The organism is Hoyosella altamirensis (assembly GCF_014191505.1).
In the GTDB taxonomy this organism is placed as follows: Bacteria; Actinomycetota; Actinomycetes; order Mycobacteriales; family Mycobacteriaceae; genus Hoyosella; species Hoyosella altamirensis.
Genome location: NZ_JACHWS010000002.1, coordinates 532117 through 555231, shown reverse-complemented (window position 1 = coordinate 555231; position 23115 = coordinate 532117). Strand labels below are relative to the sequence as shown.

The following is a 23115-nucleotide window of genomic DNA, read 5'->3' as shown; positions in this document are numbered from 1 at the left end:
GATGATTGTCACTTTTGCGGGGACTCCCCAGGCGGGTCATAGACGGAAAGGTCGTTGTAGAGGGTCTGCGGGGCCAGTGGGGCGCCCGTGAGATACCCGGCGCGCCCCAAAGCATGTCCACCGACAGCGGCTGTCGCAAGGTTGATCACAATAGCGAGCGACGCCTTCACGATGTTCAGCCCTGAAGGCTCGTGGAGCAGCACGCCGAGCACGATAAGCGCGATCCCCAGGCCGGATGCGGTGGTGATCGCGCTTATTCGCGAGTAGAGGTCAGGCAGTTTGAGTACGCCGATCGCGGCTGAGACGAACGCCAGAGTTCCCAGGACGATGAAGATGGTGCCGACGATTTCGAGAATTGAACTCATCGCTGCCCCCTAGTGACGAGACGAGCAATGCTGAGAGTTGCCAGGAATCCCACAACTGTGGCGACGAGAATGATGTCGAGAACGATGTCCGTGTTCATCCGCAGTCCGAATAGCGCTACTACGCCGATAAAAGCGAAAAACACGAGGTCGGCTGCGACACCACGGTCTGCGTCTCGCGGACCGGTGAGGACGCGGTAGGACGCGGGAATGAGTGTCAGCGCGACAATCACGAGAGCCACATCGATGACCAGGGTCATGACGCGCCTCCTGCCGAGTTGGCCTTTTTCGTTCCGGCTATGGAAGGGGTGGAGCCCATTTCTCCGTCTCGGCGCATCGCGCGCAGGAGACGCCGTTCAGCTTCGTACAGTTCAGCCTTGAACGCATCCTTGTCCGCTGCATACATCCCGTGCACATAGAGGACTGCTGGATTGTTCTGAACCGACAGTGTCAGCGTTCCGGGAGTGAGCGAAATCAGATTTGCGAGCATCGTGATTTCCAGATCAGTGCTGCAGCGCAGGGGGAGCCGTACGATTCCTGCGGACATCCGCGTACCGGGAGTGACGATGTCCCACCCCACGGCGATATTCGATTTCGTCAGCTCCCAGATGTAGTACAGAACGAAACTCAATGCCCGGAACGGCCAGGTCAGAGTAGTACTCATTGTCCGATCACCGCCTCTACGTAGCCGCTCACGTCAAGCAGTCCAGCTGCGGCCTGTTCAGAGAGAACGAGAAGGCCCTGCGCGCCGATGCCCACTGCCAGGGTGACGACCGCGAGCACCACCGCTGGCATCGCCACGGAGGGTTTGATGTGGGTAAGCAGTCGTCCGGGTTTGCGTGCACTCACCAGGCTGACGCCGTCCTCGGGTGCCCGGCCCCAGAAGACGCCCTTCCAGATCTTCAGCATCGACGTCAATGTCAGCAGGCTGACGACTACGGCGATCACCGCTGCAGCGATCTGGGTTTCATCGATTGCTGCCCGCACGAGGAGGAGTTTCGCGACGAACCCCGAGAAGGGAGGGAGGCCAGCCAGTGAGAACGCCGCACCCAAAAAGGCTGCCGCGATGAGCGGTTCAGTACGCGCGATTCCCTGCACCTTGCCGAGATCGTTCGTTTTGTAGGTGACTTCGACTGCGCCGGTGGATAAGAACAGCGATGCTTTGACCACCATGTGGTGCAGCAGGTAGAAGATGCCCGCAGTCAGCCCGATGGGGCCGAACAAGGCGACACCGAGCAGGATGTATCCGATCTGGCTGATCATGTGGAAGGCGAGGATTGACCGAGTGGTGTTTTCACCGACGGCGCCGAGCACACCGATGAGCATGGTCGCTGACATGATTACAATGCCGATCCACAGGTAACGGCTGTCGCCGTCGTAGATCACCGCATAGATGCGGTAGATGGCGTAAATCGCGACTTTGGTGTGAAGGCCGGAGAAGAGCGCCGTGACCGCCGGGGACGTGTAGGGGTAGGTCCGCGCGAGCCAGCCGTGCACAGGCACCACCGCCGCTTTGACGCCAAGGGCGATGAGGACCACGGCCACCGCGGCGCCAATCAGCGGATCCTCACTCCCCGCGCCCGCTAATTCGGCGATGTTCACTGTCCCGGCAACGCCATACACCAGCCCGACCCCGACGAGGAAGATCGTCGACGTCATCAGGTTCATCGTCACGTACAGGCGTCCCGCCGACAGGCGCCGGAGCCCGCCGAGCATGGCGATCAGGCCGTAGGACGGCAGGAGCATGACTTCAATGAAGACGAAGAGGTTGAAGAGGTCGCCAGTGAGTAGCGCGCCGTAGACACCGCCGGAGAGCACGAGAACCAGGGGCGCGAAGTAGGCGCGTTCATCATCTCCGGTCGCAATACCGAAGGCGGAGCATACGAGACCGAGAAGTGCGGTCACGATCAGCATCAGTGCGCTGAACATGTCCGCGACCAGGGGGATCGCGATGCCGCTCGGCCACAGCGCGATGCTGTGCCCGAGCACGTTCCCGCCGTATGTTTCGACAGCGAGCCAGATTCCGAAGCCGAGTGCGAACGCATTGGTCCCGAGGAGGATGGTCCGGCGCGCCAGCAATGGTGTGTGCATAACGGTCAGCAGTGCCGCCGCCAGCAGGGGGACGATGATTACGAAAGCGAGGAAAGCACTGTTCATGGGTTGCCCTCGCCATGCACGTCAGATGTCCGCATGCCTTCTCCCTTGGGCGAAGCCGACGGAACGTCTCCCCGCTGGATCTTGTCTGTCGATCCGGCGTCAGTCTCGGTCACGGTCTCCTCTGCTCCGGGAGGTCTTGGTTTATCGGCTGACATAGGTGGATCATCGGTGTCATCGTCACCGGAGCCAGCGCCAGCAAGGGTCAGCATGTAGATGGTGATCGAAAAGGCAATCACGATCGCGGTCAGCGCGAAGGCCTGCGGCAGGGCGTCGGCCGCCCCAGCGAGGTCTGACAGCTGCACGAGCGGTGCCTCGCGGCGTGATGCGACCCCGGCGGACAACAGCACGAGGTTCGCTGCGTGCCCGAGCAGGACGAATCCGAACGTAATTCGGACCATACCGCGCTGGAGCACGAGGTAGACGCCGCCCGCTACGAGCACGCCGACGAAGAGCGCAAGGGTCATCGTCGGCCTCCTGTCATCGCTTCGTGTTCTGGCTCATTACTGACTGGCGGGTCCCTATCTGGGGGAGCGCCGTCTGGTGCGTCCGGAGTGTAAGCGGCAGGTGTCTCTTCGACGCCGAGCCGATTGAGTGCGGCGAGGATGACACCGACGACAGCGAGATAAACGCCGATATCGAAGATGAGCGCTGTGGTGAAGTGGTAGTACGCGTCACCTGGCAGCGGAATGTTGTAGTGCAGCGGCCGGAGGAACGAGCCATCGGCGAAGCCGAGCACCCCCACTAGTGTGGCAATGCCGATTCCGGAGGCGATCAGCCCCACGTACGGCAAGCGGATGGGAGCGCGTGCCGCACTCGGCGCGCTGAGGTACGCGAGTGCGAATCCGGCACCACCAACGAGTGCGGAGATGAACCCTCCACCAGGGAGATCATGCCCGCGGATGAGGAGGTACAGCGACAGAATGATGAGGACGGGTGCGAGCCAGCGGCCGACTGTGCGCGCCAGAATCGTGTTGCCAACGGCGGAGCCGATGGGTGCATCCTTCAACTCGGTGGCGCGGGGATCACGATCTCCGCGAAGAAGCCCGCTCGAGTCGAGTACCGAAATGATGACTAGCCCCGCGACGCCCAGAACTGTCAATTCTCCAAGAGTGTCGAGCGCACGGAAGTCGACAAGAATGGTGTTGACGACGTTCGTTCCGCCCGTTTCCTCTTCTGCTTCCTGGAGGAAGTACTCGCCGGCCTGAGAAATTTCGCGACGGCCGGTGAGCGTGTAGGTGGCGAGCGCCGCGCTCGTTCCGGCGATGACAGCGATTCCCGCGGTCAGGGCCGTGCGGGACTTGCTCACTGTGTGGAAGACGCGAGGCAGTCGGCGAAGGATGAGTACGGCAACAACGACCGTGAGTACCTCCACGAGCAGCTGTGTCAGGCCTACATCGGGAGCACCGAGCACGAAGAAGAGCAGCGCGACTACGAAACCCACGACGCCGAGCAAGGCCAGCGCGGCAAGGCGCGACCGCGCAATGACAATACCGATCACACCAGCTGACACGAGTAGCAGTAGCAGCCAGTCGATCGGCTGTGTGACGGGCTCAGGGAACGGAGGAACCACGGGGCTGCTGATGAACACTCCGAGCGCGAGTAGCGCCAGAAGAATGAACGGTGCCGCGAGGTGGCGAGTCGGCGAATTCGAGCGTGTGAGGTCTCCGACCCGCGCTCCAAAGGCGATGGTGCCATCGTAGATCCGTTCGAATACCTCCACGCCCGTGATCGGGAAGAGGCGCCGGTCGAGCAGACGGTCGATGGTGTTGCGGAGCAGGAACAGGACGATACCGACGCTGATCGTGATCATCGACATGATGAACGCCGCGTTGACCCCGTGCCACAGCGTCAGGTAGAAGGTGCCCACCAGGCCCTGCGTATCCAGTACGACCCGCTCGATCAGCGGGTCGAGCCACCCGGCGTAGAAACCGAGAACGAGGCCAGCCAGCGAGGACACCGCAGCAGGCAGCAGGAAGATCAATGAGGGCTCACGGAGCTTCACCTGCTCCGTTGGGCCACTGAACGCGCCGTACACGATCCGGAATGAGTACGCGAACGTCAGTATCGCGCCGATAACAGCGAATGTACCGACGAGCGGGCCAACGAAGTCCGGTCCCGGCGCCTCGAGGAAGGCGCCGAACATGTTCTCTTTCGAGATGAATCCTAGTAGTGGCGGTACGCCTGCCATGGATAGTGCCGAGAGCGCGGTGAGAGCGGCGGTGAGGGGCATGACACGGCGCAACCCGGTGAGTTTACGGATGTCCCTGCTTCCGACTTCACGGTCAATCACGCCGACGAGCATGAAGAGGGTTGCCTTGAATAGTGCGTGAGCGAGCGTGTGGATGCCTGCTGCCGCGAGGGCGGCGGGTGTGCCGATTCCGATTACGGCCACGAGGAACCCGAGCTGGCTCACCGTCGAGTAGGCGAGAAGTTCCTTCAGATCGTGGCGTTGCAGCGCAAAAAGTGCGCCCATGATCGCTGTCAGGAGACCGACACTAATGAGCGTCACGTGCCACACGGTGTTGTCGCTCAGCACTGGTGAGAAGCGCATCAACAGGTAAATGCCAGCCTTCACCATCGCAGCCGCGTGTAGGTAGGCACTGACCGGTGTCGCGGCGGCCATGGCGTCGGGCAGCCAGTAGTGGAATGGGAACTGCGCGGACTTCGTGAAAGCAGCGATGATGATGAGCACGCCGACTGCCGTGGCGAAGGTTCCGTTTTCCTGCCAGACAGGGTGCGCGAGGATAACGCTGAGCTGCGACGTCCCCGTGTACACGATCATGGTGACGACCGCGGACAGCAGGGCGAGCCCACCGCCCGCGGTGAGGATCAGCGTCCGCATCGCCGGCTTGTTGGCGTGCAGGCCGGACCGGCCAATCAGGAAGAACGAGGCGATGGTCGTGAATTCCCAGAAGACGAACAGCAACACGACGTCGTCAGCAACAACGAGCCCGAACATCGCGGCAGCGAAGATCGACATCAGCGCGTAGAAACCGGCGTGGCGGCCATGGCTGAAGTAGCGGGCGGAGTACGCCATAATCAGCGCACCCACGCCGAGCACCAGAGCGGTGAACAATAGGCCGGTACCGTCGAGCCGAAGGTGGAAGTTCACTCCGATCGCGGGCATCCACGGCTGACTGTATTCGATTACGCCGCCGTCCCGGAGGTGCGGGGGTGCCTCGTAGAAAACCCAGCCGCCGAGACCGAGGAAAGTCGCTGCGAGCACCCAGCCGGTTGTGCGGCCCAGGTACTTGTCCAGCAATGGCGATGCCACAGCTGCAAGCGCCAGCAAGCTGAGAACCAACGGCAGAACCACGTACCAACCCCTTTAGCGGATGCTCGGCAAAAGACACGTCTCGTAGGGGCGCCCCAGTTTGAGGGCCCCGTCAGTGGGGTGTTGCTGGCGGCGGACAACCACTCCCGTGGTGCCCCCACGTGCTCGGATACCCGTTAGAACCAGAGAAGCTGGGACGGCCGCGAGTCCCGAGGAGTGCGGTGTGAAACGCGGACAGCAGCGGGTAGGCAGTCATACTTCCCCCTTCGCTGATGTCAGGCTCGCGGAAGTCACGATATCAGGGGCTCGTAACAGGGTTGTGAATCATCCCGCTCCTTGGACAAGCGGAACGCGCGCCGAAATGTCGATGTGAAACGCGGAATCCGCCGCCTGGACAAGCCGTGGCGACGGATTTCGGGAGGTGAGAACGATCACTGTTGCGCGGTGCACGCTCGTGCAGAGCCCGTCTACACGGTCACTGTGACCGCTCGGTTAACGGCGGAGACAACAGCACGCAGCGATGCCGTAGTTATCGACGTGGCGATGCCGACACCCCACACCTGCTTGTCACCGACGAGGCATTCGACGTAGGCGGCAGCCGATGCGTCATCGCCGGCGGACATAGCGTGTTCGCTGTAGTCAAGCACGCGAACGTCGAGCCCCAGGGTTGCGAGTGCGTGGACGAACGCCGCCAGGGGCCCGTTTCCCTTGCCTGAGATCTCGCGCTCCGCGCCGTTGTACACCACGACCGCAGTGATCGAATCTGTACCACCGTCGACCTCAGCCTGGTCGTACAGCTGACGGATACGCTCAAGCGGACTGACCGGTTCCAGATACTCCTTGGAGAAGGCCTTCCACATGGCTTCTGGACTGATCTCGCCACCAGCTGAGTCGGTGTGTTGCTGGATCGTCCGGGAGAACTCGATCTGGAGCCGTCGCGGCAGCTGCAGACCGTGGTCGGTCTTCATGATGTAGGCGACACCGCCTTTGCCGGACTGTGAATTGACGCGGATGACCGCCTCGTAGGTCCGGCCCACGTCCTTCGGATCGATCGGCAGGTAGGGGACTTGCCAAAGTGTTGTGTCGACCTCAGTGCCCTGAGCTTCGGCATCTTCCCGCATAGCATCAAAGCCCTTGTTGATCGCATCCTGATGACTGCCGGAAAATGCGGTGTAGACCAGGTCACCCCCGTAGGGATGGCGTTCCGGGACTGCTAGCTGATTGCAGTACTCGACGGTCCGGCGGATGTCGTCAATGTCGGAGAAGTCGATCTGCGGGTCCACGCCGCGGCTGAATAGGTTCATGCCCAGCGTTACCAGGCACACGTTGCCGGTGCGCTCCCCGTTGCCGAACAGGCAGCCTTCGATTCGGTCTGCGCCTGCCTGGTATCCCAGTTCAGCTGCGGCGACAGCTGTTCCGCGATCGTTGTGTGGGTGCAGGCTCAGAATGATGGAGTCGCGGCGCTCGAGGTTGCGGTGCATCCACTCGATGGAATCGGCGTAGACGTTGGGTGTCGCCATCTCCACGGTTGCCGGGAGGTTGATGATCATCGGCCGTTCGGGCGTGGGCGCGAAGATCTCGGTCACTGCATCGCAGACGTCCTTGGCGTAACTGAGTTCAGTTCCGGTGTAGGACTCGGGTGAGTACTGCCACATCCAGTTCGTGTCCGGATACTTCGCCGCTTCCTCCAGGCAAACCAGCGCGCCATCCACCGCAATTTTCTTGATGACGTCCTTGTCGGCGCGGAACACGACGCGGCGCTGCAGGATTGAGGTCGAGTTGTAGATGTGAACGATTGCGTTCTTCGCACCCCGGCAGGCTTCGAAGGTCCGGCGGATCAATTCTTCACGGCACTGTGTGAGGACCTGGATGTACACGTCGTCCGGGATCGCGCCCTCTTCGATGATCTCGCGGACGAAATCGAAATCGGTCTGGCTTGCCGAAGGAAAGCCGACCTCGATGTGCTTGTACCCCATGCTGACAAGAAGATCGAACATCCGCCGTTTGCGGGCTGGGCTCATCGGATCGATGAGCGCCTGGTTCCCATCGCGGAGATCGACAGCACACCACAGCGGCGCACGCTCCGTGACGTTGTCGGGCCAGGTCCGGTCGGGAAGCGAGATGTGTTCGACTTCTTCGTCAAAGGGCCGGTACCGGTAGACGGGCAGGGAGCTGCCCTTTTGCGTGTTCCATGAGGGCTGCCCGGCAGGTTTTGGGCGAGAGGGGGCAGAGGTTGCGGCGACCTGCCCAGCCTCAGGTTCAACAATGGTCATCGGAAGATCTTTCTCGGGTAAGTAAGGGCTTTGCTCCCACGGGGAGTAGACCAGCACCAGAAAGTCCCGCGACGGGATGCCGGTCTGCGTCAGATCCCGTCGCGGCGCTTAAGGAGAAGACCGCGATGCATGCCTTCACTGTACCCCGGCGCGCAAGGTTGTCATCCTTTGCGGTGGCTGCGCGCCTGATCTGCGCAGATTGATTCTGCGTCGGCATCGCTGCCATAACAGTGGCACGAATCGACGGATCTGCCCTGACGGAAGTCATCCGCGGAGGCTAGCGTGTGGGACATGGCAACCGGTGGCCCCTCAGAACGTGAATTTGATGTCATTCTCTACGGAGCGAGTGGATTCGTGGGCAGGCTGACTGCGCAGCACCTCGCGCAGAGCGCACCCGACTACGCGCGAATAGCGCTCGCTGGACGGTCTAAACAAAAGCTTCAGGCCGTGATCGACGAGATTGGCGGTGTCGCGCACACGTGGCCAGTAGTCGAGGCGGATGCAAGCGATCCCGCGTCGCTCGCCGCGATGGCGAGCCGCACGCGCACCGTGGTGACGACGGTGGGCCCGTACGCGAAATATGGTCTGCCCCTTGTCGAGGCATGCGTCAATGCAGGGACAGACTATGCCGACCTCACCGGAGAACAGCTTTTCGTCCACGACAGCATCGAGCAATTCCACGAGCGCGCCGAGGAAACCGGCGCGCGCATCGTGCACTCCTGTGGTTTCGACTCCATCCCGTCCGATCTGAATGTCTATTCGATCTACCAGCAGGCGCTTGCTGACGACACTGGTGAACTGACCGACACCACGCTGTATGTGAAGGCGATGCGCGGTGGAATGAGCGGCGGCACGGTCGCATCGGGTCGCCGCCAGATGGAGCGGGAGAGCGAGAACCCCGAACTCGCGAGAATCGTCAAGGATCCCTACACATTCAGCACAGACCGGACGCTCGAGCCGGATCTCGGTGACCAGAAAGACAATGGCTTCGGCAAAGCCAGTGATATTGATCCCTCGTTAAAGGGATGGACCGCCACATTCCTGATGGCGCCTTACAACACGCGTGTGGTCAGGCGCACGAACGGCCTCCTGGGATGGGCGTACGGAAAGCAGTTCCGCTACCGCGAAGTGATGGGAACGGGCGCTTCGGTGGCGTCTCCGCTGTTCGCTGCTGCACTGTCGGGCGCGCTGGGCGCGATGTGGAAATTCGGGCCGACGCTGTTCCGGCGAGCGCCCCAGAAGGTAATCGACCGGGTGCTCCCACAGCCTGGATCAGGTCCGAGTGAAGAAGCGCGCCTCAAGGGCTTTTTCGTGATCGAGACCTACGCGAATACATCGTCGGGCGCCCGGTACAAGGCCACCTTCGCCGCGCAGGGAGACCCTGGTTACGCAGCCACGGCTGTGATGCTTGGGGAGGCGGGGCTCTGCCTGGCGCTCGATCGGGACCAGCTCTCGGCGCTGACGGGAGTGATCACACCAGCCGCCGCTATGGGTGAGGCATTGCCGCGCCGATTGCGCGCAGCCGGGGTGAAAATGGAAACTGAACGCATCAACAACTAGAGAAGCGCACCGCTCATCTCATAGGGCGGATCCTGTGCATTTTCTTAAAACCAGCTGAACGCGAAGTGCAATAGGGGTGCTGAACAGTGCAAATGAGCAGCTCGCGCGTCGCGTTCAGCTGTCTCGAGTGCGGCAGCCCAGGCGCATTCCAGGAGAAATCTCGGTAGAGTGTTCGTTTGGAATCCCGGCAATTTACCGAAAGGGTGAGTTTCAGCGTGGCGCTAGTCGTGCAAAAGTACGGAGGATCCTCGGTGCAGTCCGCCGAGCGCATCAAGCGTGTCGCCGAGAGGATCGTCGAGACAAAGCGCCAGGGCCATGATGTGGTTGTTGTTGTGTCGGCGATGGGCGATACGACAGACGATCTGCTTCAACTGGCCGCCGATGTGTCACCCGCGCCGCATCCGCGTGAAATGGACATGTTGCTGACTGCAGGCGAGCGGATCTCGAACGCTCTCGTGGCCATGGCGATTCACGCATTGGGTGCCGAAGCCCGATCGTTTACGGGTTCGCAAGCGGGGGTCATTACCACCCAGTCGCACGGCAAGGCGAAGATCATCGATGTGACTCCGGGTCGCGTGCGGACAGCGCTCGACGAGGGGTCGATCGTGCTGGTTGCCGGCTTTCAGGGCGTCAGCCAGGACAGCAAAGACGTAACAACGCTAGGACGCGGCGGGTCTGACACGACTGCGGTGGCTCTTGCCGCTGCGCTGAACGCTGATGTCTGCGAGATCTACACAGACGTCGACGGTGTCTACAGTGCTGACCCACGCATCGTCCCGAATGCACGCAAGCTAGACAATATTTCGTTCGAGGAAATGCTCGAGATGGCGGCAGCCGGCGCGAAGGTGCTGATGTTGCGCTGCGTTGAATACGCACGGCGCTACAACACGCCGATCCACGTGCGGTCGTCATATTCGAACAAACCCGGCACAATCGTGTCCGGATCAATGGAGGACATTCCTGTGGAAGACGCCATTCTGACCGGAGTTGCGCATGATCGCAGCGAGGCCAAAGTCACGGTCGTCGGTATCCCGGACGCGCCTGGTTTCGCGGCGCAGGTTTTCCGGGCTGTCGCAGACGCAGAAATCAACATTGACATGGTGCTGCAGAACGTTTCCAAGGTCGAGACCGGTAAGACCGACATCACCTTCACGCTGCCCCGGTCTGACGGCCCCAAGGCTGTCGAGTATCTGACGAAGCTTCAGGAGAAGATCGGTTTCAGTCAGGTGCTTTACGACGATCACATCGGCAAACTGTCGCTGATCGGCGCGGGCATGCGCTCGCACCCCGGTGTGACCGCGACGTTCTGCGAGGCGCTGGCTAACGCAGGGGTCAACATCGAACTGATTTCGACCTCGGAGATCCGCATCTCGGTCCTGTGCCGTGATACGGAACTCGACAAGGCGGTCGCTGCTGTTCACCAGGCCTTTGAGCTCGGTGGCGATCAGGAAGCTGTCGTCTACGCCGGATCGGGGATCTGATAATGGGTGCCACGGTTGCCGTAGTGGGCGCTACCGGCCAGGTCGGTCGTGTGATGCGCGCGCTCCTCGAGGAACGAAACTTTCCCGCAGACCGCGTGCGCTTCTTTGCGTCCGCCCGCTCGGCAGGAACGACGCTCCCATTCCGCGGTGAAGACATTGTCGTAGAGGATGTCGCCGCGACCTCAGATGAGGATTTGAAGGGCATCGACATCGCGCTTTTCTCTGCGGGGGGCACGCTCTCCAGGGAGCAGGCGCCACGGTTCGCGGCGGCGGGAGCGGTTGTCGTTGACAACTCTTCTGCGTGGCGCAAGGACCCTGAGGTGCCGCTCGTTGTCAGCGAGGTGAACCCGGACCAGATTCGCAACCCACCGAAGGGGATCATCGCAAATCCCAATTGCACCACGATGGCCGCGATGCCGGTCCTCAAGGCTCTGCACGACGAAGCAGGCTTGACCAGGCTGATCGTGTCGACGTACCAAGCGGTGTCTGGCAGCGGGCTAGCAGGAGTCAGGGAGTTGCTCACTCAGCTTCGCGCGGTGATCGACGATGCCGAGAAGCTGGTGAATGACGGGTCTTCGGTCGCGTTCCCCGAGCCGGATACCTACGTTGCTCCTATTGCGTTCAATGCACTGCCACTGGCGGGCGCGCTCGTCGACGATGGCAGCGGTGAGACTGATGAAGATCAGAAGCTGAGAAATGAGAGCCGTAAGATTCTCGGGCTTCCCGAACTTGCCGTATCCGGAACGTGTGTGCGCGTTCCTGTCGTGACCGGCCACTCCCTCTCGATTAACGCTGAGTTTTCTCAGCCGCTGAGCGTCGAACGCGCCGAGAAGATTCTTGCGGAAGCACCAGGCGTTGAACTCGTCGATGTTCCGACGCCGCTCGCCGCGGCGGGCCGGAACCCGTCGCTGGTCGGCCGGATTCGTCAGGATCCCGGTGTGCCTGAAGGGCGGGGGCTGGCATTGTTCATCACGAACGACAACCTCCGCAAAGGTGCAGCCCTGAACGCAATCCAAATTGCGGAACTGCTGGTGGCGCAGAGCTGATCAGTGCGACTTAACCGCTCCGGTGCTTGCTTACTGGCACCGGAGCGGTTTTGTTTTTAGCTATTTAATTCCATGTTTGGGACTGGCGGAATTTGGGACAGTGGCAATTCAGCGATCAAATATTAAAGTCAGCTGATAATGCGAAGGTTGAGATAAATGTCGAGGCCGGGCAGGGGCAGGCGGACCTGCCCCTGCCCGGACAGTCAGCCGTCGCTAGGCTGGACTGCTGCTTATGCGCTGAGGCAGGCTTCGGGATCTTCGGCACCGCCACCAACACCGGAAATGCCGCCCCCAGTGCCGCCTACCGAAATGCCTGGGCTATCGGCGCCGCCACCGACTCCGCTCACACCTGCGCAGTAGTCATCGGCCTGGGCAACGCCACTGAAGCCGAATGATGCGCCGGCGGCGAATGCTGTGACTAGGGCAGCCCTGGCGATACGACGGTACATAGATCGCTCCTTTGCGAATTTCTGCCTCCACGTGAAGGAAGCGTGGGGTTCGAATATGCCGGATTGCTTTCCCGACGATCGAAACATTAAGCGGTTGTGATGTTCACCGCAAGGGTTTCTGTAAATCCTGAGAAATTCAAAATCGCCAACGTCTGTTATTAAAGCATTTCGTCGCGGCAGGTCAAACTTCGATACAGCGGTTAACAAAATATGTTACTAATTCGTTTATGCTGGAATAACGCGTCCGGGTGTAATCGAGCAGTGGCCGGCCAGGAAGGTAGGCGAACCCGATGCCCGCGGGTCTCAACTTCTGACTCCCCGGCGTGTCCGCCCAGCCGCTATGCCCGATTCGCACCGAGCGCTTAGGCTGTGGCGGTGCAACGTAAGACTGAAGAGATCCCCCCACCCCCGGTACCCCCAGCGCAGTTGACGCTCGGCTGGTGGTCATGGCGCATCGCGGCGCTGCTCGTACTGCCTGCCGTGGTGCAGATCCTCGTGCGCCTCGACGGCGTCCAGGCGCGCTTGGCTCAAGAGTTCGCGACGGATCCTGGGCTGGGTACACCGGGGACCGAGAGCGCTACCGAGATGGCGCGTCTAGCTCCGTGGGGAGTGATCATGGCGGGCACAGTGCTGATGATCGCGCTCCTGGTGTGTGTTGCGATGATGCGCCGGCTGGGTTCACGAGCGGCACGGTACGCCATTATCGTGATTGGTCTCATCACGATCCCGATCACCTCGCTCGCGTATGGCATGGGCCAGGTGACGGTGGATTCAGCGCCAACCCTCCTTGACCTTCTGCCGATGGCTCAGGTGGTCCTGATGGTGGCGGGAACAGTGCTCACTTTCTTGCGTCCTTCTACGGACTGGCTGTATCTCGCCCATGAGTACTGGGAGTTCGAGCGGGGCTGAGGGTCCATGTTCGCTCAGAGTGAACTTTCTTTGGCTGCCCTTTCTTGACTCATTCCAGAAAGCAGGCATACTGGGGATATGCCTACGGAGCACCTGCCAGGCGAGCCGCGCAACGTGTTGCGCGAGGCTGGCCTGAGGGTGACAGCCCCCCGTGTGGCAGTTCTGACAGTCCTCGCAGCCGCCCCGCATTCAACGGCTGACGAGGTCGCGACGAAGGTCCGGGCAGAACTCGGATCGGTATCGACGCAGGCCGTGTACGACGTACTTAGAGCCTGTGTCGCCGCTGGTCTGGTTCGCCGGATTGAGCCTGCTGGTTTTCCGGCGCTGTATGAGACACGCGCTGGAGACAACCACCACCACTTTGTGTGTCGGTCGTGCGGAAACGTCGTCGATGTGGATTGTGTTGCTGGTGCTGCCCCGTGCCTCACACCGCACGAACTAGCCGGCTGCGTCATTGACGAGGCGGAAATCGTGTTCTGGGGTCTTTGCGCCGAATGCGGGCGTGAAAACCCGGAAACGTCGATAGCGTCCGGGGCAGCCCGACCGGAAAACTCTCCAGCCCACCCCTCCTAGGAGGCTCCGTTATGACCACTGCAGCTGACCAGCCCGTTCCAGCTACGACATCGAACAGCGGGATTCCCGTCTCGAGCGACGAGACCTCACTGACCCTCGGCGAGCAAGGGCCGATCGTTCTGCATGACCATTACCTCATTGAGAAGATGGCTCATTTCAACCGCGAGCGCGTGCCGGAGCGCGTAGTGCACGCGAAGGGCTCAGGCGCTTTCGGTGAACTTGAGATCACTGAGGATGTCAGCGAATTCACTTGTGCGGACTTCCTGCAGCAGGGCAAGAAAACGGAAATGGTGATCCGGTTCTCCACTGTGGCAGGGGAGCAGGGCAGCCCCGATACCTGGCGCGACCCGCGAGGTTTCGCCATGAAGTTCTACACCGAGCAGGGGAACTACGATCTCGTTGGTAACAACACGCCAGTGTTCTTCGTTCGTGACCCAATGAAGTTCCAGGACTTCATCAGGTCACAGAAACGCATGCCAGATTCTGGTCTTCGGGACCACAACATGCAGTGGGACTTCTGGACGTTGTCGCCCGAATCGGCGCATCAAGTCACCTGGCTGATGGGTGATCGCGGAGTGCCGAAGACCTACCGCCATATGGATGGCTTCGGGTCACACACGTACATGTGGATCAATAAAGACGGCAAGCGTTCCTGGGTCAAGTACCACTTCAAGACAATGCAGGGCGCCGACTTCCTCACACAGGAAGAAGCCGACAAACTCGCCGGGGCAGACCCTGACTTCCACCGGAAGGATCTTTTCAACGCGATCAAGAACGGTGATTTCCCGAAGTGGAGCCTGGAAGTCCAGATCATGCCGTTCGAGGACGCAGAGAAGTATCGCTTCAACCCCTTCGACCTCACGAAGGTGTGGTCGCAGAAGGATTACCCGCGGAAGAAGGTCGGTGTTCTCACGCTGAACCGCAACCCGGAAAACTTCTTCGCGCAAATCGAGCAGGCCGCTTTCGAGCCGTCGAACGTGGTTCCAGGTATCGGTTTCTCGCCCGACAAGATGCTCCTTGGGCGCGTGTTCTCCTATGCCGACACTCACCGCTACCGCATCGGTGTGAATTACACGCAACTGCCCGTCAACGCACCGAAGGCGCCCGTGCACACCTATGCGAAAGACGGCGCCATGCGCTACGCGTACAACTCGCCTGACGTGCCGGTTTACGCTCCGAACTCTGCCGGTGGCCCGGCTGCGAAGGAGCAGCTTGCTGGCCCGTACAACGGCTGGGAGTCCGCGGGAGACATGGTTCGTTCCGCGTATGTTCAGCACCCTGAAGACGACGACTTCGTCCAGCCGCACACTCTGGTCCGCGAAGTCATGGATGAGGCAGCACGCGAGCGCCTCGTCAACAATGTCGTCGGACACCTACTGGATGGTGTCACCGAGCCGATTCTCGAGCGCGCATTCGAGTACTGGAAGAAGGTCGACCCCGAGGTCGGCAAGCAGATTGAAGAAGGCGTCCGCGCCGCCCAGAACGGCCAGTAATCTCAACCACGAAATGTTCGGGAGGGTTACCCGAGCCAGAATCGGGTAATTCTTCCTAGGACGTAACCCTGGCCAGGGGGCACTCCACTGGCCACAGAGACAACAGGAGGCAACGAAGTGTCAGCCCCTATCACGAGCACACTGAGTGACGACGAACAGCGCGTGACCGGTGAGGCGCTACAGGGAACTGTCGTCGACCTGATCGACCTCAGCCTCATCGCGAAGCAGGCGCACTGGAATGTCATCGGCAAGAACTTCCGCTCCGTTCACCTTGCACTTGACGAACTGGTGACGGCCGCCCGTGAGTTCACTGACGAAGCAGCCGAGCGAGCCACTGCGATTGGCGTGCCACCGGACGGTCGGGCATCGACCGTTGCCGGTCAGTCGGGCGCCAAGGGTATCGGCGAGGGGTGGACGAGCGATGAGGACATCGTCAACATCGTTGTCGAGAACCTCGCCGCGGTGATCGAACGTCTCCGCAGCCGGGTCAAGGCAACGGAGGAACCTGATCCGGTAACTCAGGACCTTCTCATTAGCATCACGGCACGACTTGAGCAGCTTCATTGGATGTGGCAGGCGCAGGTCGCCTGATCTGGCTTGAGCGCATTGATTCGGCCCCTCGCATGCGCCTGGGGCCGAATCCGTTCAGGTCACATTTGCGAAGGCTTCGACCTGGCGGATCTTTCCGGCGACCACGAGAATATCGCCGCGCATAAGCACGGTCTCCTGCGTTGCGTAGGTGAAGTTCTGGCCGGGCCGCTTCACCGCGACGACCGTGATTTCGTACTTGCGGCGCAGTTCGCTGTCCTTCAGGGGCATACCGATCGCGTCCGCGGGCGCGAGAGTCTTGACCATCGCATAATCGTCACCGAACTCGATGTAATCGAGCATGCGACCTGTAACCAGATGCGCGACCCGTTCTCCCATATCGTGTTCGGGGATGACCACGTGGTGGGCGCCTACGCGTTCGAGGATGCGGCTGTGCTGACGGCTGGTGGCCTTCGCCCAGATCTGTGGCACCTGGAAGTCCGCGAGCAGTGAGGTTGTGAGGATCGACGACTCAAGGTCGGTTCCCACGGCGACCACAGCGTGCGGGAACTTGTGCACGCCCAGTTGCATGAGCGAGTCGCGGTCAGTTGTGTCTGCAACGGCAGTCTGCGTGAGATCCTCAGCGAGGCGCTGAATGATCTTGGGGTCATTATCGATACCGAGTACCTGGGTGCCGCTAGTAACGAGTTCACGCGCGAGTGAGCGGCCGAATCGCCCCAACCCGAGCACTACAACCCGCGTGCTTTGCTGGCGATCATTCTTACCCGACAATGGGACGCTCCTCTGGGAGTTCGTAACGGCGTGGCCGTTCCTGCAAGGCGAGAGCCGAGGCCAGAATAATCGGCCCGATACGGCCCGCGAACATCAGAACGACGAGTATCAGTTGAGCAAGTGGACGTAGGTCTTCGGTGATGCCCATGGAGAGTCCGACTGTGCAGAACGCTGAGATCACCTCGAACAGCACGTGATCGAGTGGGTGTTCGGAGAACGTCGAGATGATGATTGTTCCGCCCATGACAGCGGCGATTGAGAGCAGTGCCACAGTGAGTGCCTGCCGCTGGACGGCGTCCGCTAGCTTGCGGCCCATCACGTGGACGGTCGGCTGTCCCCGGAGTTCCGCCAGGATCACGAATCCGAGCAGCGCGAACGTCGTCACCTTGATGCCGCCCGCTGTACCTGCGCTCCCGCCACCAATGAACATCAGCACATCGGTGATGAGGACCGTGGCGGCGTTCATTTCCCCGGTTTCAATGGTGTTGAAACCGCTGGACCGGGGTGTGAGGCCCTGAACCGCGCCCGCCATCAGTTTCTGCAGGGTGCTGAGAGGGCCCATCGTACTGGGGTTCGCCCACTCGAACATGATGACAGAGGCAATGCCGATGACACCGAGAAGGCTGTGCGTGAGCACGGTGACTTTCGTGTGGATAGTCCAGTGCCGCGCGGTGTGCTCGGCGCCGCGTGCCTCCCGGACCTGTTGTCTGAAGTGGCGCGATACCTCGAAAATGACGGGGAATCCGATCGCGCCGAGTGTGAACGCGATGATCACCGGGAAGAGGATGAGCGGATCCCCGACGTACTGCATCATGCTGTCTGATTGCAAAGCGAACCCGGCGCTGTTGAAGGCCGAGATCGCATGGAAGATCCCCCAGTAGGCAGCCTCACCGAACGAATCGGCATACGCGATGTAGTAGCGGGTGACCAAGAAGATCGCCGTGATGAACTCGATGATCAGGCTCATGCGGATGACGCCGGCTACGACGCGGCTGATCTCACCGAGGCGGAGGTTCTTCTGCTCAGTGTGCGCGATGAGCTGCATGCGCATGCCCATCCGGCGGGCGACGAGCAAACCTAGCAGCGATGCGACCGTCATAATTCCCAGGCCGCCGAGCTGGAAAAGGCCCACGATTACCCAGTGCCCAAACGGAGACCAGAAGCTACCCGTATCTACGACAACGAGTCCGGTAATGCACGCTGCGGACGTGGCAGTGAAGAGCGCCTCGACGAAGGTCGCCCGTCCGCTCCCCGCCGTGGCGGCGGGAAGTGAGAGCAGGAATGTTCCGAACAGAATAACGGCGAGGTACCCGGCTACGATCACCCGGGCCGGGTATTTGACGAATGCACCTGCCGCCCGGCTCAGGCGGAACCGGACTCTGGAGCGGAGCTCAGACGGCTCAGCCGCAGTCACTGCCGCCGCTCGTGGGGTGCAGCGGTGAATCCCCTTCGGGCAGAGGGTTCTTTTGAGGAAGCTACTTCCGGGCCGCAGGCCGCAAGGCGCTGTTCAAGCATGAGGTGAGACTACGCCGCACGGATATGACGCGCACACGAAGGGGCCGGCTTCCTGATCGTTCGCGCTAAGAGGTGCGTGACGTGCACCCTCGTGGAAATACGCGAGTGGCGCCCTCCAGTGATGGAGGACGCCCTCGCACTATTTTTGTCGGGGTGGCGGGATTCGAACCCACGACCTCTTCGACCCGAACGAAGCGCGCTACCAAGCTGCGCCACACCCCGAACCTGGCAGCCCGGCTCACGCCGAGCGGCGTGGTGAGTTTAGCGCACTGTGGCCTCTGATTGCGAAACGGCATGGCTATCCTCCGCGTACGGAGCGCGGTCGGGCCGCGAGACCAACGTCAGCAGGCTCGCTTCGGGGCGACAGAAGAAGCGGGCAGGTGCGAAAGGTGACGTGCCGATACCGGCAGAAACGTGCAGATACATGCGAGAGCCCCAGCGTGACGCCCCTTTTACGCGGGACCGATCGATACCGCAGTTAGTGACGAGCGCACCCACCCCGGGCAGGCAGAGCTGACCACCGTGAGTGTGCCCAGCTAACACAAGGTCGTACCCGTCGTCAGCGAAACGGTCGAGCACACGTGGTTCAGGTGAGTGCGTGAGGCCTATCCGTAGCTGCGTTCGCGAATCAGATGTCCCGGCGATTGCGTCGTAGCGGTCACGCTCGATGTGCGGATCATCTACACCGGCGATGGAAACGCGCACGCCTGCCACTTCGAGTTCTCGACGTGTGTGAGTGGCGTCGAGCCATCCTTGTTCTTTGAACGCGGCCCTGAGGTCCTGCCAGGGGAGAGGCTCCCCGTAGACGCGTTCATGGTCCTTCTGGAAGTACTTCAGCGGATTTTTCAGCCGTGGACCGAAGTAGTCGTTGCTGCCGAAGACGAAAGCTCCCGGCCGGCTGAGAAGCCCGCCAAGGGCTTGAACGACATGCGGCACTGACCGGGCATGTGACAAGTTGTCGCCGGTATTCACGACCAGGTCGGGTTCGAGGGCGTTGAGTTGCTGCAGCCAGGCCTGTTTCTGACGCTGGTTCGGTGTCATATGCAGGTCGCTCATGTGCAAGATTCGCAAAGCGGGCACACGTGGCGGGAGCACCGGGAGTGTGAACTTCCGGAGCGTGAAGGCGTTGCGCTCGACCATGGTTGCGTAGGCGAGAGCAGCGGTGCCGGCTGCCCCCACTATTGCCGCGGTGCCGAGTGCGCTGTGGGCGGCAAGCTGCCGGGTTATGCGAGCCATCAATTCAGGATACGGCAGGCCGGTCGGGGCCCGGCCTGCCGCAGGCGGGACAGTCCGTCGCTAGTTGTTGAGGTTAGGGACGGGCATTGGCTCGGGCAGGCCGGGGACCTCGACCGAATCGGGAAGATCGGGCCGCTGCTCAGAGCGTGCAGTTGTAGGGGGTGCTTGCGTCTCCCGTTGAGATGGTGAGGGCCGCACGACGCGCTGGCTGCCGTCGGAGACATACAGGGTGATGGTTGCTCCGGGCGCAGCGAAGCCATTTGGTGAGTAGGACGTCACCACACCGCGAGATTCGGCACTTGATGTCCAGACGGTGTTGTAGCTGTAGCCACTTGATTCGAGGCGCCTGATTGCGGTGCTCTGCGTGAGGCCGGCCACGTTCGGCACCTGGTTGCGCGGATCGCCGCTGACGTACTTGCGATCAGTGGCCTGCGGTGCCTGGATTGGGCCGAGCTTACTTGCAACTGGTCCTACAGCCTGGAACCAGGTCTGGGCGGGCTCGTTGCCGCCGAAGAGGTTTCCGCTGTAGCACTGGCGTACTGGGAACGAACAGACAGGGCTCGGGGTGGGGGAGTCGCCGTAGATGTACGAGACGCCAGCGACCGTGTTCGTGTACCCAAGGAACCCAGCGGAATAGTTCGAGTTCGTTGTTCCGGTCTTCGCCGAGACGGGTGCGCTCCAGCCGGTGGCTCCAGCGGCCCGCGCGGCGGTGCCGACTCCGGTGTGATCCTGACCCAGCGCCTGTGAGAGTGCGGTTGCCAGACCAGGTTCGACGACTTGCTCGCATGGTTCATGTGCGATTTCGATCGCGTTGCCGTATCGGTCGATGATTGCGTCGACCGGGGTGGGTGGACACCACATGCCGTCGGAAGCGAGGGTCGCAGCGACGTTGGAGAGTTCGAGCGGGTTGACTGCGACGGGGCCGAGTGTGAACGAACCCTGGTTCTGGTCAACAACCATTTCTGCGAGGCTCTGCTCACCGTAACCGGAGGTCCCGGCGCGTGTGTAAGAGCGAAGGCCGAGCTTGACCGCCATATCGACGGTAGCTTCGACGCCAGCCTGCTCGATCATTCCGATGAAAGTGGTGTTCGGTGATGTTGCGAGTGCTTCGGTCAGGCTCATCGATGGCTTATATGACGAGTAGTTCTCCACGCAGTAGGTGGCGGGGGGGCATCCAGGAGCGCCTCCGTATCCCATGCCCCGGGCTTCATAGCGGGCAGGCACGTTCACCCACGTATCGATTCCCATGCCCTGGTCGAGGGCAGCTGCGGTCGGGAAGATCTTGAAAATCGAGCCGGCGCCGTGTCCCACCATAGAGAACGTCTGCGGGCTGACCGTTTCGTTGTTCGTGCCATCAAGGCCGTAAATGCGGCTGCTCGCCATGGCGAGGACGCGGTGTGATTCCGACCCAGGCTGAATGAGGTTCAAAACGTTCGCAACGCCGGTAGCCTGTGGACTCGTGTTGTTCCTGACGGCCCTGACCGCCGAATCCTGGACGTCAGGATCGAGTGTGGTCTGGATCAGGTAGCCGCCGCGCGTAACCTGATCACGCGGTATGCCAACGCTCGAGAGGTACTGCATAACGTAGTCGCAGAAGAAACCTCGGTCATCGGCAGCGATGCAGCCTTGGGGCAGCATCTTAGGCTCCGGCAGTACGCCTAATGGCTCTTCCTTGGCAGCACGGAATTCCTCGGCTCGATCAGGGATATTCTCGATCATCGTATCCAGGACGACGTTACGGCGATTCAGCACGCGCTCCGCGTTTGTGTACGGGTTGAGTGCAGAACTGCTTTGCACGATGCCTGCGAGCATGGCCGACTGGGCGGCATTGAGGTCGGAGGCATTGATCCCGAAATAGGTCTGCGCAGCCTCCTGGACCCCGTATGCGCCATTGCCGAAAGGCACGAGATTGAGGTACCGCGTCAGAATTTCTTCTTTACTCAGCCGACTGTCGAGTTCGAGGGCCATGCGGATCTCGCGGATCTTACGCGCGGGCGTGGTCTCGATTGCTGCCCGACGTTCCGCGTCATTCTGGGCGAGTACCAGTAACTGGTAGTTCTTGACGTACTGCTGGACGAGCGTTGAAGCGCCCTGTTCGATCTGGCCGCTGGTGGTATTGGTGAGGAAAGCGCGAGCGGTGCCCTGCCAGTCAACGCCGTCGTGATCTGCGAACCGGCGGTCTTCAACGGACACGATGGCAAGCTTCATGTCGTTTGAGATACGGTCGCTGGGCACCTCGAAGCGCCGCTGGTCGTAGATCCAGGCGAGGGGGTCGCCGTTGACGTCGACCATGGTGGTGACCGCGGGGACCTCGCCCTCGATCAGCTGAGCCGAGGTGTTCTCCACGGTTTGCGCTGCTTTGTTGGACGCGAGGCCGAACCCGCCTGCAACGGGGAACATCATGCCTGCAAGAAGCACACCCCCCAATAAGCTGCAACCACCGAGCTTCGCCACTGCCTTACCAATCGACACGAGACCTAGGGTACTTCCCCGAAGTAAGAAGAGCACTCCTGCAATGCCGCAATTCGTCCAGCGCATCGGGTTATGGGCGCAAAACGGTCGCGGATGGCCCGCTCGTTTACTCTTCACCGCGTTTCGTCATGTGTCGTTACACCCTTGTGATTTCAGTTGTTGCACAACTGTTTCCGGGCAGAGTCGCAGTTGTGCACCTTTGCATCTAGCGTCATGTCCTGTGCACTCACACTTGCTGGCTGGCATGCTGTGGCCTGGCGGAGAACTGTCTCCCTCAGGCTGTGGCGGGTCGAGTGCGCGCTGCGCGGGGATGACAATCCAGCCTCGGATGTAAATCCGAGGTTGCATTCAGCGCAGTTAGTACCTAAGTTTGTGGCCAGTGTGATTCACCTAACAGTCAGTAATGGAGTGTGAGCGACCCGTCGCACTTCGGTTGTTGACGCGGCGGGTGTTTCCTGAACCGGATCCGGTATGGGAGCGCCTGCGGGGGATGCTGGTCCGCAGTTGGCGATTCAGTCGCGCTGTGGACGGGCAGACAACAGGAAACCGCAGGGGGCCTGAAAATAGGGAGTCAGCGAAGGTGATGAATCAATCGGGACTTGCAGCCTCCGGAACAACACTCGACAAGCGACCCACTACACGCCGCAGTGGCGGTCTCCCGATCAGTGCGATGATCTCGACAGACCAGGCTGAGGCGCGTATCGCGTGGGTATCACAAGCTCGTTGCCGAGGAATTGATCCGGATCTGTTGTTCGTTCGCGGTGCGGCGCAGCGGAAGGCCGCGACGGTATGCCGTCACTGCCCTGTCATTCTCGAGTGCGGCGCCGACGCTCTCGACAATCGTGTGGAATTCGGCGTTTGGGGCGGCATGACGGAACGTCAGCGCCGCGCGCTGCTGAAGCAGCATCCAGAGGTCGAATCATGGTCTGATTTCTTCGCGGCTCAGCGCGCGCAGCAGTCAGCCGTGTGACAACAGAACTCACGATGTGGGTAGT

The 23115-nt window shown here is 61.2% G+C and carries 20 protein-coding genes and 1 tRNA gene; 8 read left to right on the top strand and 13 right to left on the bottom strand.

Annotated features, from left to right (window positions below):
• Nucleotides 1-8 precede the first annotated feature (8 nt).
• The 7 genes from FHU29_RS11365 to leuA all read right to left on the bottom strand — a co-directional run bounded on the left by FHU29_RS11365 (nucleotide 9) and on the right by leuA (nucleotide 8066).
• Nucleotides 9-365: a cation:proton antiporter gene (locus tag FHU29_RS11365; RefSeq protein ID WP_064441349.1), complete on the bottom strand. Its 357-nt coding sequence runs from the start codon at nucleotides 363-365 to the stop codon at nucleotides 9-11.
• Nucleotides 362-622 (bottom strand): MrpF/PhaF family protein, encoded by a 261-nt coding sequence (locus FHU29_RS11360; RefSeq protein ID WP_064441348.1) that lies wholly within the window; start codon nucleotides 620-622, stop codon nucleotides 362-364. The genes FHU29_RS11365 and FHU29_RS11360 overlap by 4 nt, the downstream gene beginning before the upstream one ends.
• Complete coding sequence (locus FHU29_RS11355; RefSeq protein ID WP_064441347.1) at nucleotides 619-1026, bottom strand: Na+/H+ antiporter subunit E; 408 nt, start codon at nucleotides 1024-1026, stop codon at nucleotides 619-621. Before FHU29_RS11355 ends, FHU29_RS11360 begins: the two co-directional genes overlap by 4 nt.
• Nucleotides 1023-2519, bottom strand: a complete 1497-nt coding sequence (locus FHU29_RS11350) for a monovalent cation/H+ antiporter subunit D family protein (RefSeq protein ID WP_064441346.1) — start codon at nucleotides 2517-2519, stop codon at nucleotides 1023-1025. Before FHU29_RS11350 ends, FHU29_RS11355 begins: the two co-directional genes overlap by 4 nt.
• Nucleotides 2516-2983 (bottom strand): sodium:proton antiporter, encoded by a 468-nt coding sequence (locus tag FHU29_RS11345; protein WP_064441345.1) that lies wholly within the window; start codon nucleotides 2981-2983, stop codon nucleotides 2516-2518. Before FHU29_RS11345 ends, FHU29_RS11350 begins: the two co-directional genes overlap by 4 nt.
• Nucleotides 2980-5835: a DUF4040 family protein gene (locus FHU29_RS11340; protein ID WP_064441344.1), complete on the bottom strand. Its 2856-nt coding sequence runs from the start codon at nucleotides 5833-5835 to the stop codon at nucleotides 2980-2982. The genes FHU29_RS11345 and FHU29_RS11340 overlap by 4 nt, the downstream gene beginning before the upstream one ends.
• Before the next feature lie 425 nt (nucleotides 5836-6260).
• Nucleotides 6261-8066, bottom strand: coding sequence for a 2-isopropylmalate synthase (leuA, locus tag FHU29_RS11335; protein WP_064441343.1), 1806 nt, complete (start codon nucleotides 8064-8066; stop codon nucleotides 6261-6263).
• A 291-nt stretch (nucleotides 8067-8357) separates the two neighbouring features.
• Here leuA and FHU29_RS11330 point away from each other — a divergent pair, with 291 nt between their 5' ends.
• The 3 genes from FHU29_RS11330 (at nucleotide 8358) to FHU29_RS11320 (ending at nucleotide 12153) form a co-directional block, all read left to right on the top strand.
• Nucleotides 8358-9626 (top strand): saccharopine dehydrogenase family protein, encoded by a 1269-nt coding sequence (locus FHU29_RS11330; protein WP_064441423.1) that lies wholly within the window; start codon nucleotides 8358-8360, stop codon nucleotides 9624-9626.
• Between the two features lie 215 nt (nucleotides 9627-9841).
• A complete protein-coding gene (locus FHU29_RS11325; protein ID WP_064441342.1) occupies nucleotides 9842-11107 on the top strand; it encodes an aspartate kinase in 1266 nt (421 codons plus the stop codon).
• 2 nt (nucleotides 11108-11109) lie between these two features.
• On the top strand, nucleotides 11110-12153 hold the full coding sequence (locus FHU29_RS11320; protein ID WP_064441341.1) for an aspartate-semialdehyde dehydrogenase: 1044 nt from the start codon (nucleotides 11110-11112) through the stop codon (nucleotides 12151-12153).
• A gap of 230 nt (nucleotides 12154-12383) precedes the next feature.
• On the opposite strand, the gene FHU29_RS11315 is transcribed toward FHU29_RS11320, so the two are convergent.
• On the bottom strand, nucleotides 12384-12602 hold the full coding sequence (locus tag FHU29_RS11315) for a hypothetical protein (RefSeq protein WP_064441340.1): 219 nt from the start codon (nucleotides 12600-12602) through the stop codon (nucleotides 12384-12386).
• 375 nt (nucleotides 12603-12977) lie between these two features.
• Here FHU29_RS11315 and FHU29_RS11310 point away from each other — a divergent pair, with 375 nt between their 5' ends.
• The 4 genes from FHU29_RS11310 to FHU29_RS11295 all read left to right on the top strand — a co-directional run bounded on the left by FHU29_RS11310 (nucleotide 12978) and on the right by FHU29_RS11295 (nucleotide 16168).
• Nucleotides 12978-13511 (top strand): hypothetical protein, encoded by a 534-nt coding sequence (locus tag FHU29_RS11310; protein WP_157095269.1) that lies wholly within the window; start codon nucleotides 12978-12980, stop codon nucleotides 13509-13511.
• A 78-nt stretch (nucleotides 13512-13589) separates the two neighbouring features.
• On the top strand, nucleotides 13590-14084 hold the full coding sequence (locus tag FHU29_RS11305) for a Fur family transcriptional regulator (protein ID WP_064441338.1): 495 nt from the start codon (nucleotides 13590-13592) through the stop codon (nucleotides 14082-14084).
• Between the two features lie 11 nt (nucleotides 14085-14095).
• A complete protein-coding gene (locus tag FHU29_RS11300; protein WP_064441337.1) occupies nucleotides 14096-15577 on the top strand; it encodes a catalase in 1482 nt (493 codons plus the stop codon).
• 117 nt (nucleotides 15578-15694) lie between these two features.
• Nucleotides 15695-16168 carry a Dps family protein gene (locus FHU29_RS11295; RefSeq protein WP_064441336.1) on the top strand — a complete coding sequence of 158 codons (474 nt, stop codon included), beginning with the start codon at nucleotides 15695-15697 and terminating at the stop codon, nucleotides 16166-16168.
• A gap of 54 nt (nucleotides 16169-16222) precedes the next feature.
• Here FHU29_RS11295 and FHU29_RS11290 read toward each other — a convergent pair whose 3' ends face one another.
• The 5 genes from FHU29_RS11290 to FHU29_RS11270 form a co-directional block, all read right to left on the bottom strand.
• On the bottom strand, nucleotides 16223-16897 hold the full coding sequence (locus tag FHU29_RS11290; protein WP_064441335.1) for a potassium channel family protein: 675 nt from the start codon (nucleotides 16895-16897) through the stop codon (nucleotides 16223-16225).
• Nucleotides 16887-18311, bottom strand: a complete 1425-nt coding sequence (locus FHU29_RS11285; RefSeq protein ID WP_232323018.1) for a potassium transporter TrkG — start codon at nucleotides 18309-18311, stop codon at nucleotides 16887-16889. The genes FHU29_RS11290 and FHU29_RS11285 overlap by 11 nt, the downstream gene beginning before the upstream one ends.
• Nucleotides 18312-18560: 249 nt before the next feature.
• A tRNA-Pro gene (locus FHU29_RS11280) sits at nucleotides 18561-18634 on the bottom strand.
• A 39-nt stretch (nucleotides 18635-18673) separates the two neighbouring features.
• Nucleotides 18674-19648, bottom strand: a complete 975-nt coding sequence (locus tag FHU29_RS11275) for a metallophosphoesterase (protein ID WP_064441334.1) — start codon at nucleotides 19646-19648, stop codon at nucleotides 18674-18676.
• Between the two features lie 60 nt (nucleotides 19649-19708).
• Nucleotides 19709-22102, bottom strand: a complete 2394-nt coding sequence (locus FHU29_RS11270; RefSeq protein WP_064441421.1) for a transglycosylase domain-containing protein — start codon at nucleotides 22100-22102, stop codon at nucleotides 19709-19711.
• A gap of 688 nt (nucleotides 22103-22790) precedes the next feature.
• Between FHU29_RS11270 and FHU29_RS11265 the strand changes: the two genes are divergently transcribed.
• A complete protein-coding gene (locus FHU29_RS11265) occupies nucleotides 22791-23090 on the top strand; it encodes a WhiB family transcriptional regulator (protein ID WP_041451364.1) in 300 nt (99 codons plus the stop codon).
• Nucleotides 23091-23115: the final 25 nt, after the last annotated feature.

Excerpts from the sequence above, each read along its gene's own strand:
- FHU29_RS11365 (WP_064441349.1), bottom strand. The coding sequence starts at position 365 with ATGAGTTCAATTCTCGAAATCGTCGGCACCATCTTCATCGTCCTGGGA.
- FHU29_RS11315 (WP_064441340.1), bottom strand. The coding sequence starts at position 12,602 with ATGTACCGTCGTATCGCCAGGGCTGCCCTAGTCACAGCATTCGCCGCC.
- FHU29_RS11300 (WP_064441337.1), top strand. The coding sequence starts at position 14,096 with ATGACCACTGCAGCTGACCAGCCCGTTCCAGCTACGACATCGAACAGC.
- FHU29_RS11345 (WP_064441345.1), bottom strand. The coding sequence starts at position 2,983 with ATGACCCTTGCGCTCTTCGTCGGCGTGCTCGTAGCGGGCGGCGTCTAC.
- FHU29_RS11350 (WP_064441346.1), bottom strand. The coding sequence starts at position 2,519 with ATGAACAGTGCTTTCCTCGCTTTCGTAATCATCGTCCCCCTGCTGGCG.
- FHU29_RS11360 (WP_064441348.1), bottom strand. The coding sequence starts at position 622 with ATGACCCTGGTCATCGATGTGGCTCTCGTGATTGTCGCGCTGACACTC.
- FHU29_RS11330 (WP_064441423.1), top strand. The coding sequence starts at position 8,358 with ATGGCAACCGGTGGCCCCTCAGAACGTGAATTTGATGTCATTCTCTAC.
- FHU29_RS11275 (WP_064441334.1), bottom strand. The coding sequence starts at position 19,648 with ATGGCTCGCATAACCCGGCAGCTTGCCGCCCACAGCGCACTCGGCACC.
- FHU29_RS11320 (WP_064441341.1), top strand. The coding sequence starts at position 11,110 with ATGGGTGCCACGGTTGCCGTAGTGGGCGCTACCGGCCAGGTCGGTCGT.
- FHU29_RS11355 (WP_064441347.1), bottom strand. The coding sequence starts at position 1,026 with ATGAGTACTACTCTGACCTGGCCGTTCCGGGCATTGAGTTTCGTTCTG.
- FHU29_RS11265 (WP_041451364.1), top strand. The coding sequence starts at position 22,791 with ATGATCTCGACAGACCAGGCTGAGGCGCGTATCGCGTGGGTATCACAA.
- FHU29_RS11305 (WP_064441338.1), top strand. The coding sequence starts at position 13,590 with ATGCCTACGGAGCACCTGCCAGGCGAGCCGCGCAACGTGTTGCGCGAG.
- leuA (WP_064441343.1), bottom strand. The coding sequence starts at position 8,066 with ATGACCATTGTTGAACCTGAGGCTGGGCAGGTCGCCGCAACCTCTGCC.